The organism is Rubrivivax sp. JA1055 (assembly GCF_020966565.1).
Taxonomy (GTDB): Bacteria; Pseudomonadota; Gammaproteobacteria; order Burkholderiales; family Burkholderiaceae_C; genus Rubrivivax; species Rubrivivax benzoatilyticus.
The window spans coordinates 680,768-687,370 of sequence record NZ_JAJKFP010000001.1; the positions used below are offsets into that span (position 1 = coordinate 680,768).

At 69.6% G+C, this 6,603-nt stretch carries 9 protein-coding genes; 7 read left to right on the forward strand and 2 right to left on the reverse strand.

All coding sequences use genetic code 11. From position 1 onward, the window contains the following. Positions 1 to 16: 16 nt before the first annotated feature. The 4 genes from LOC65_RS02965 to LOC65_RS02980 all read left to right on the forward strand — a co-directional run bounded on the left by LOC65_RS02965 (position 17) and on the right by LOC65_RS02980 (position 2,396). Positions 17 to 622: a hypothetical protein gene (locus LOC65_RS02965; RefSeq protein ID WP_206026586.1), complete on the forward strand. Its 606-nt coding sequence runs from the start codon at positions 17 to 19 to the stop codon at positions 620 to 622. A 398-nt stretch (positions 623 to 1,020) separates the two neighbouring features. Beyond that, positions 1,021 to 1,182 (forward strand): hypothetical protein, encoded by a 162-nt coding sequence (locus LOC65_RS02970; protein ID WP_009855573.1) that lies wholly within the window; start codon positions 1,021 to 1,023, stop codon positions 1,180 to 1,182. Between the two features lie 48 nt (positions 1,183 to 1,230). Continuing rightward, entirely contained in the window at positions 1,231 to 1,473 is a 243-nt protein-coding gene (locus LOC65_RS02975) for a hypothetical protein (RefSeq protein ID WP_009855572.1), read from the forward strand. Between the two features lie 62 nt (positions 1,474 to 1,535). Beyond that, positions 1,536 to 2,396: an HDOD domain-containing protein gene (locus tag LOC65_RS02980; protein WP_029718563.1), complete on the forward strand. Its 861-nt coding sequence runs from the start codon at positions 1,536 to 1,538 to the stop codon at positions 2,394 to 2,396. 3 nt (positions 2,397 to 2,399) lie between these two features. On the opposite strand, the gene LOC65_RS02985 is transcribed toward LOC65_RS02980, so the two are convergent. Then, on the reverse strand, positions 2,400 to 2,882 hold the full coding sequence (locus LOC65_RS02985; RefSeq protein WP_009855569.1) for an Lrp/AsnC family transcriptional regulator: 483 nt from the start codon (positions 2,880 to 2,882) through the stop codon (positions 2,400 to 2,402). Between the two features lie 123 nt (positions 2,883 to 3,005). On the opposite strand from LOC65_RS02985, the gene phhA reads away from it, so the two are divergent. Beyond that, positions 3,006 to 3,902, forward strand: a complete 897-nt coding sequence (gene phhA, locus LOC65_RS02990; protein WP_230246579.1) for a phenylalanine 4-monooxygenase — start codon at positions 3,006 to 3,008, stop codon at positions 3,900 to 3,902. On the opposite strand, the gene LOC65_RS02995 is transcribed toward phhA, so the two are convergent. Beyond that, positions 3,893 to 4,798, reverse strand: a complete 906-nt coding sequence (locus LOC65_RS02995) for a triacylglycerol lipase (RefSeq protein ID WP_029718564.1) — start codon at positions 4,796 to 4,798, stop codon at positions 3,893 to 3,895. The two genes, phhA and LOC65_RS02995, sit on opposite strands and share 10 nt — an antisense overlap. Positions 4,799 to 4,924: 126 nt before the next feature. On the opposite strand from LOC65_RS02995, the gene LOC65_RS03000 reads away from it, so the two are divergent. Together LOC65_RS03000 and LOC65_RS03005 are read left to right on the forward strand one after the other, a co-directional pair. Continuing rightward, positions 4,925 to 5,641 carry an FFLEELY motif protein gene (locus LOC65_RS03000; RefSeq protein WP_009855566.1) on the forward strand — a complete coding sequence of 239 codons (717 nt, stop codon included), beginning with the start codon at positions 4,925 to 4,927 and terminating at the stop codon, positions 5,639 to 5,641. 61 nt (positions 5,642 to 5,702) lie between these two features. Then, positions 5,703 to 6,603 (forward strand): MBL fold metallo-hydrolase (locus tag LOC65_RS03005; protein ID WP_230246580.1); only part of this gene is annotated, 901 nt, incomplete at its 3' end.

Sequence of the window (6,603 nt, forward strand, 5' to 3'; positions counted from 1 at the left end):
TTTATCATCTCGGGTGATGCAAACGGCCGCTCCCGATCTCGCGCAGGTGCGCCTGGACAACGCGCTCCGACTGTTCGAGGAGTTCGTGCGCCAGACCGCGCGCCACGCCGACGCCGCCACGCTGCGTGGGCTCGAACGCCGTTTCGCCGAGCGCGTGCAGATCCAGCCGAGCTACTGGAGCCAGATCAAGAGCCGCTCGCGGCAGATCGGCGAACGCCTGGCGCGCCAGTTCGAGCAGCTGTGCCAGAAGCCGCGCGGCTGGATGGACGTGCCGCACGAGAGCGGCGCCGAACGCGGCGCCGACGCCGCGATGCCCGCCGCCGGCGTGCTGCCGCCGCCGGCCGACAATCTGCCGCGCGACGACGACGAGCGATTCATCGTCGGCCTGGTGCTGACCTATTACCGACGGCATCCGCAGCGTGCACGCACGCGACTGCTCGACCTGCTCGGCGAGGTGCTGACGCCGCCGGCCCCCCCCGCACCCGAGGCGCCTGAACGCCCGCTGGCCCCCGGCGTCGTGCGGCCGCCGGCGCGCAGCACGCAACCCACCCCGGCGGACGATCCCGGCGAACTCTGGCGCCGCGCGCAGGCCGGTGTCGCGCCGCTGAAGCCCCGCAAGTAGCCCCGGCCGACAGGCCAGGAAGCGCCCGGCGCACACCAGCGCGGACCGCGCTGCTCGCGCCCGCCGCCGCCATGCGCACGGCGGCGGCATGGCGCCGGCGTTCCGGTCGACGCTCGTCGCCCCGAAGTCCCGATCGTCGGAGAACCCGCCCTGGGGCAAACGCTCCCCCCACGTTGAAGCACGACCGGCGCTTGCCCGTTTGATAACGTTGTCTTTATCATCGGCGCAAGTCCACTGCATCACGTTCCCCGTGCTGCGGTGCCCCGCGAGTCCTGGGCGTCGAAGCCCGCCCTTCGCGCTCGCCAAACCCAGCCTTTTGCCGAGCCCGTCCAGGGCCCTGCCCGCCACCTCGGCCGCTCGATGCCGAGGCCTGCGTCCCGTTGACGAGGAGATCCGAGATGAAGTCCCTGCCGACCTTGAAGCCGCGCCATCCGTTCGCCCTGGCCGCCTGCCGGCGCCGCGCCGGCGCACACCGCGCCGAAGCCGGCGCCCGGCGCCAGCGCGAGCGCCACGCACTGCGCCGCGAACTGCAGGCCGCGGCCTGCAGCCACAGCCCCTGAACAGAACGGGTCGCACGCCTCTGGCACGGCGGCCCGATGGAGACGACGATGAGAACCACCGCCCCGCTGCTGCTGCCCGCCGGCCCCGGGCCCATCCGACGCGCCAGCGCACGCACGCTCGAGGCCGCCAGCCGCGGGCTCGCCCTGCTGGCACGCTGGCTGCAGACCGAGGCCGCCCGCCCGGACGGCGACGCCGTGCTCGAGTTCCATGCCGAGGCCGACGCGCTCGAAGGTGCGCTCTACCTCGACGGCGAGCTCGTCGCCCGAATCCCGGGCGTCACGCGCCTGTGATCGTGCCGGCGGGGCTCAAGTGTCGGCACGACGCGACCGATAAGAACGCGTAGAGTGTCCTCATGACCACCCCGCCCGCTGCCCGCCCCCTGACGTACGCGACACCCGCGCACGACGTGGCGGGCTGGGCGCGGCGGTTCGACCCGATGGCCATGCCGATCCTCGCCGACACGGCCGCCACGCTGCAGAGCCTGCGCGAGAACGAGGACGAGGTCGACGCGCACCTGCTGACCGAGACGGTCGCGGCCGACCCGCTGCTGACGCTGAAGCTGCTGTCGCACGTGGCCAGCCTGCAGCGGCGAAGCCATTTCGACACCCGCGGCGACATCGAGACGGTGACCGCCGCGCTGGTGATGGTCGGCATCGCACCCTTCTTCCGCCTGTTCGCCGACTCCTCCGTCGTCGAGGACTGGCTGGGCGATCAGCCCGAGGCGCTCGAAGGCTTCAGGAAGGTGCTCATCCGGGCTCACCGCGCCGCCAACTTCGCCACCGCCTTCGCCGTGCACCGCATGGACCACGACGTCGCCGTGATCCGCGAGGCGGCGCTGCTGCACGACTTCACCGAACTGCTGCTGTGGCTGCACGCCCCGACGCTGGCGCTGGAGATCGCCCGCCTGCAGGCCGAGGACCCGGCCCTGCGCAGCGTGGTGGCCCAGGAGCGCGTGCTCAACATTCACCTGCCCGACCTGCAGCAGGCCTTGATGACGCAATGGCGGCTGCCGCCGCTGCTGGTGAAGATCACCAATGCGCGCCAGTCCGAGTCGGTGCAGGTGCGCAACGTGCTGCTGGCGATCCGCCTGGCGCGTCACACCTCGTCCGGCTGGGACAATCCGGCGATCCCGGACGATATCGTCGAGATCGCCTCGCTGCTGAACATGCGCATCGAGCCCACCTGGGCCCTGCTGCGCGACATCGACGAATAGCCGCTACAGCGGCAGCGCGGTCGTCGTCTTCAGACGCTGCAGCACGAAGCTGGTCTTGCAGTCCCGCACCGACGGGTGCTTGAGCAGCGTGTCCATCACGAAGCGCGAGTAGTGCGCCATGTCCTGAACGACGACTCGCAGCAGGTAGTCGATGTCGCCGCTGAGCGCCACACACTCCACGACTTCGGGCCAGACCTCGACCGCGGCCGCGAACTGGTCCAGCGGGCTGCGTGCCAGCGGATCGCTGTGTTTCTCCAGCCGCACCGTCAGGTAGGCGGTGAGTGCCAGCCCGACACGCTCCGGCGCCAGCAGCGCGACGTAGCCCGAGATCACGCCGCCGTCCTCGAGCCGCTTCACACGGCGCAGCGCCGCACTGGGTGACAGCGAGACACGCGCGGCGAGTTCGTCGTAGGTGATCCTGCCCTGCGACTGCAGCACCTGCAGGATGCGTCGGTCCACGGCGTCGAGCGGGTCGGAAGGATCCATCGGGGCATTCTTGCAGTTTTCGTGCGCCTTGACAGCCATCAAGACCCGAGAACGGCGACATCCTGCGTCGGCGGCCGTCTAGAGTGACGGTGCGGCATCCCGCCGCAGCCCTGGGGTCATCGCATGAGGCCAGTCGACGCCGCCCGAAACCCGGCCGGATGCGCCCCGGCGACCTACGGCGAGGGTGAGCGTCCGCCGCGGGGCGACTACACCCGCGCCGGCGCCGACTACTGCTGCGAGCAGGACTGGGCGTCCTACAGCGAAGCCGAGCATGCGCTTTATCAGCGTCTTCACGCCCGCCAGTGCGCGCTGCTCGACGGCCACGCCTGCGACGCCTTCGTGCGGGCGCTTGCTCACCTCGGCCCGGCGGAGCGCATTCCGCGGTTCGAGCGGGTTTCCGACCGGCTGGAAGCGGCCACCGGCTGGCGGCTCGTCGCCGTTCCCGGCCTGATTCCGGAGGAGGCGTTCTTCAGCCTGCTGGCGCGGCGTCGCTTTCCGGTGACCGACTGGCTGCGGCGTCCGGAGGAGTTCGACTACATCGTCGAGCCGGACCTGTTCCACGACCTCTTCGGCCACGTTCCGCTGCTGTTCGAGCCGGTCTTCGCCGACTTCATGCAGGCTTACGGCGCCGGCGCCATCAAGGCCTCGGGCCTCGGGGCCTGCGAACTGCTCGCTCGGCTGTACTGGTACACGGTGGAGTTCGGCCTCATCGCGTCGCCCGATGGCTGGCGCGCGTATGGCGCGGGCCTGCTCAGTTCGGGGAGCGAACTCGTTCACGCGGTGCGCGCGACCGGCCCGAGGCGGTTGGCGTTCGACGTGCATCGCATGATGCGCAGCCGCTACCGCATCGACTGCTTCCAGCCGACCTACTTCGTCATCGACAGCTTCGAGGACCTGTTCCGGGCCTGCGAGCCGGACTTCACGCCGCTTTACGAGCGCGTGAAGCAGTCGATCCAGGCAAGCGGCGAAATCGAGGCCGGACAGGCCGCCACCGGCGACCGGCCGGCGCTTCAGGCCTGATCGGCGAGCCAGCGCTGCAACTCGTTCCAGGGTTCGGCACGGTCGACCATGTCGACGTGGGCGACGCCCTCGAGGTGCCGGTTGTCGGCCCCTGGGTAAGTCGCCGTCGACGGCGGGAACACGATGTTGTCGCAATGGCTGTAGAAGCAGGTCAGCGCACCGGCGAGACCCGGCGGCTCGCGTTGCTGCAGGCTTTGCAGCCAGCCCGAGCCGATGCGCATCTGGCGGCCGTTGAGCGAGAAAGCGAAACGCGCCAGCCAGGTGCCGCGGTGCGGCGTGCCCAGGGTGATCGCGCGGTGCACGCGCTGCAGATCGCCGCGCTCGGCCCACCATCGGCGCAGCGCCAGGCCGCCCATGCTGTGAGCGACGATGACAGGAGGTCGTCCCGTCGTTCGTTCGACGGCCTGGACGGCGAGCTCGATCGTCTCGACGTAGGCGTCGATCGAGCCGAAGACAGGCTCGAGGTCGACGGCGGCATAGGGCACGCCCGCGGCACGCAAACGCGCCAACCAGCCATTCCAGACCCCCCGGTTGCACACGAAGCCGTGCACGAACACCACGCCGCGCCGGCCGGTGGCGTCGGCCGGCAGGTGATCGGGCCAGCGGCGGCTGCAAAACGGCTGCTGCCAGCAGAACACGCGCGGAGCGGAGCGAACCTCGCCCCACCACGCTCGCAGCAGTTGGCGATGGCTCGGCCTGGGCGCCGGATCGTCGCCGTGGGCCAGGCGCAGGCAGGCGAACTCCAGCGCCAGCACTGCGGCATACGCCAGGGAGATCAGCAGCGCGCCCCCGGCCGCAGCGAACGGGCGGCCCTCGGCCAGGGCATGCACCGCCCAGCCGAACGCCAGCAGAACGCCACCTATCGTCGTGGCTTGTTGGATTCTCGCGAGACGCATCTGGCGGCGGGTTCTATCGGCCGGCACCCGCGCCGCAACAGGTGTTGAGGTATCGAGGAAGGTCCATCTCCCGCCATGTTGCATCATCGGGGCGCTGCGGGTTTGCGCAGTGCAAACAAGATCCCCGTGTCACCCGACGGTCTTGCGATCCTGGAGAACCTGGAGAAGGTCGCCGCCGAGCGTCAGCGCCGAGAAGCCGATGCCGGCCTCGAGGCCAGCACGCTGGCGGTCAAGGCCTATCAGCACTCCCGGTTTGCACGAACCTACGCGGACCTTCTGAGCCAGCCGCGCTACGCCGAATCGGCGCGTTTTTTCCTCGACGAGTTGTACGGGCCCCAGGACTTCAGCGACCGCGACACGCAGTTCGCGCGCGTCGTGCCCGGTCTCGTGAGGCTCTTCCCCCAGGAGCTCGTCGGAACCGTGAAGGCCTTGTCCGAGTTGCATGCGTTGTCCGAGGAGATGGACTCGGCCATGGGTGCGGCCACCGGCTCCAACTCGCTGGACGCACGGCAGTACGCCAGCGCCTGGCAGACGGTCGGACGGCCGCAGGTCAGGGCGCGGCAGATCGAGCTGATGCTGCAGGTCGGCAGCGCGCTGGACCGCTACACCCGCAATCCGATCCTGCGTCACAGCCTGCGGCTGATGCGGGCGCCAGCAAGGGCGGCGGGACTTCCGGCGCTGCAGCGTTTCCTGGAAGCCGGCTTCGACACGTTTCGAGCGATGAAGGGCGCCGACGCGTTTCTGCAGACCATCGCCGAACGTGAACGCGACCTCGCCGCGCTGCTCTTTGCCGTCGACCTCGCTTCGCCTCGTGCGGCGCGCGAGCTGTCGGCCCTGCCCTGAGCGCACGACTGCTCGTCCCCACCGAGGGCAGGATCGCGCCGGCCCGGGACAATGCCCGCGGATGGAGTCGGCATCGGTCATCGCCCCGGTCTTCGCGCAGCTTGGCCTCAGCCTCATCGAACGCGGCTGGCTGTCCTCGAACAATCTGCTTTTCGGTGCCACCCGGCACACCCCACCGACCTTGATCGACAGCGGGTATGTCAGTCACGCCGCGCAGACGCTGGAACTGCTCGAGCGAGTTCTAGCGAGCGCCCCCGTCGAACGCATCGTCAATACCCACCTGCATTCCGACCATGTCGGCGGCAACGCGCTGCTGCAGCGACGCTGGGGCAGCGAGGTCTGCATCCACGAGGCGAGTTTCGACGCCGCGGCTTGCTGGGACGAACGGCGCTTGAGTTACCTCGACACGGGGCAGTCATGCCCGCGATTTCGGCCTGATATCGGCCTTCGAGCCGGCGACTCGATCATGCTGGGAGCCTACCGCTGGACGCTGGTCCCGGCTGGCGGGCACGATCCCGACACGCTCATGCTGTTTCAACCCGACAGCGCGGTTCTGATCAGCGGTGACGCGCTGTGGGAGGAGCGCGTCGCGATCGTGTTTCCGTCACTCGACGGGGACGACACGGGTTATCTCGACGCGTTGGCGGCGCTCGAGTCGATCGAACGACTGGCCCCGCGCATCGTCATTCCGGGCCATGGCCGTGCATTCACCAACGTCGCCGGCGCGGTAGCACACAGCCGGCAGAGGCTCGAAGCGTTCCGACGGCTTCCGGGGCGGCACGCTTCGTACGCGGAACGGGCTCTGTTGATGTTTCACATGCTTGAACATCGGCAGCGTCGCCTGGCCGATGTCATCGCATGGTTGAAACAGACACCGATCTTCGGACGAATCGTCCGCCGGAACGGTTTGCCGCCGTCTGAAGACGATGCTCGGCGCGTGATCGAGGCGCTGCTCAGTGGCG